The following is a 1889-nucleotide window of genomic DNA, read 5'->3' as shown; positions in this document are numbered from 1 at the left end:
GCGCGCGGGCGGGGCGGGTGGCTCTCCCGGTAGACTCGCGGCGTGAAGCCCCGTAACCTTCCCGTTAGACGGAACGCATTCGCGCGGGCGGGGCGGGGCGGCCTATACTGCGGCGTCCGTTCCGCAATCCGGGCGTCCCGCGGGGCTTCAGGCGGCGGGGCTCCACTGAAGTTCTGGTTAGGCAGATTCCCCAACGCTGTTTCAGTCCCGCTCGCTATCTTCCTGTTGTTCTTATCGCTCAGCTTCCCTAGCCCGATGAAAATCTGCTTCCTCCTCGCGCTCGCAACGATTCTCTTCGGCTGCTCAGGGCCTTACGCCATAGAGGAATTCGAGACATACACAGGTCTTGAAGTCAAACCACACAGCAGCTTCCAAGTTTGCCAGGGAGCTACCGACGACGTTGAAACATGCAAGCCCCCAGGAGGAGCGGGGTCAGGCTGGATCAGGGTTTCAGATGTTGACCCACTCTTGCTCAACATCAACCCTAGCAACCCTAACTTTGTCGAATCGGCTTCGGATAAAATATTCAATTTCTACATTGGGGCCGGGTTCGCAGAAGATGTCTTGATAAATGGATGTCAAGTAGTTGCACCTACAATGCTCTTCGAGAATCAAAGAAGAGGATTCTCTCCAAGGCTTTCATCTTACGCTCAAACCGTTGAGGCAACAGTGCTCAACAATGCGGAGACCGAATTCGAAGCGCTACTTGAGGGTTCGTCTATCACAAACAAGGGGCAGATCAGGACAGCGTTCAGCTCTGCTCTCAGGGACTCACTAAGGTCTAACTCATCCAATAACACCGATATTGTTTGGATCACATCTTATGTTAGTTCAAATATAAGAATGATGTCTGAAATTGAGGAGCTTCAGGATTGCATCAGCCAAGCAAGAGCGGGTGGCGGATCGCTTGTGACAGGAGTTGCAGGGTTCATTCTCACGTCAAACGAGTCGGGCGGAGAATACGTGAGTCAGCGAACCTTCGAGAGGGTGGCATCACTCGCGCTGCAAGGTTCGATGGATAGTCCACTTCCTGACGGAATTGACAGCAATGCCGTGGCAAACGCGGGTGCCAGATGGTCAAGAAATACCAATAGATTGATTAGAACGAACATCAGCACATCTATTACGACTCCTATTTTTCATCCCTTGTGGGTGTTGTTCTCTGGCAAAGTAGGTAGCTCATAAATCCGCCTAACCTACCGCTGCAGGCCGACAGCACGCGCCAGCGTTCTTGTCTCGTCCGCGCGACGGTGTCTACGTTGCCTCGTCCCACCCGCCAGTCATCAGCGTGCTGCGGCTGAGCGGTCATCTGTTCTACGGCTAGATGATGCGCCCCGCTTCGTCGCGCACTCCGTCGTGGAGGTCGCAGGATTCGGCGGGGCAGGTGATCCCGGTCGCGGCTAGGATGCACGTGCCGTTGCTGTCCCGGCCCCACTGCACGCCAGGGAAGCACCTCTCGTCATGCTCGGTAGGCTCCTCTCGCGTGGCCTCGCGGTACGCCGTAGAACCCGCCGCTGCACGGCCGACAGAGGGCGCCAGCGGCTTCACGATGACCGAGCGTGGGGTGGTTTGGGTCAGGTAGCGTTCCATGTGTCGTTCGTGCTGTTTGCCCTCTGCGGGTGAGCGGCCATTTGTTACACCGCCTCGGCACCGGCTGCTCCGCGTTCCCGCTGTCGAGCCGTGGTGCACGGGCGGGGTGGTGCGCTCTGGTCTCCGCCCCGCCCTCAGCGTTCGCGTTCAGCTACGGCGCTTCGCCGCTCGGCTCGCCGCCCCGCCCGCGTCTCACGTCGGCGCTCCGGTCCGCTGTCGCACCGTCGCGCCACCCCGCCCACCTCGTTCCCGTTCTGGGCGCGCCCGCGCGAGTCTCGGCGCTCGGGGGCCGTGTAACT

The 1889-nt window shown here is 59.0% G+C and carries 1 protein-coding gene; it reads left to right on the top strand.

From position 1 onward, the window contains the following. The first annotated feature begins 255 nt into the window (after positions 1-255). Positions 256-1185: a hypothetical protein gene (locus tag RM540_RS16190; RefSeq protein WP_311666050.1), complete on the top strand. Its 930-nt coding sequence runs from the start codon at positions 256-258 to the stop codon at positions 1183-1185. Positions 1186-1889: the final 704 nt, after the last annotated feature.

This window comes from Rubrivirga litoralis, from assembly GCF_031846415.1.
Taxonomy (GTDB): Bacteria; Bacteroidota; Rhodothermia; order Rhodothermales; family Rubricoccaceae; genus Rubrivirga; species Rubrivirga litoralis.
Note: the sequence above shows the minus strand (reverse complement) of the source record. Positions and strands in the feature narration are given on the sequence as shown.

What these genes read in the sequence shown, in the direction of transcription:
- RM540_RS16190 (WP_311666050.1), top strand. Translation starts at nt 256, where the DNA reads ATGAAAATCTGCTTCCTCCTCGCGCTCGCAACGATTCTCTTCGGCTGC.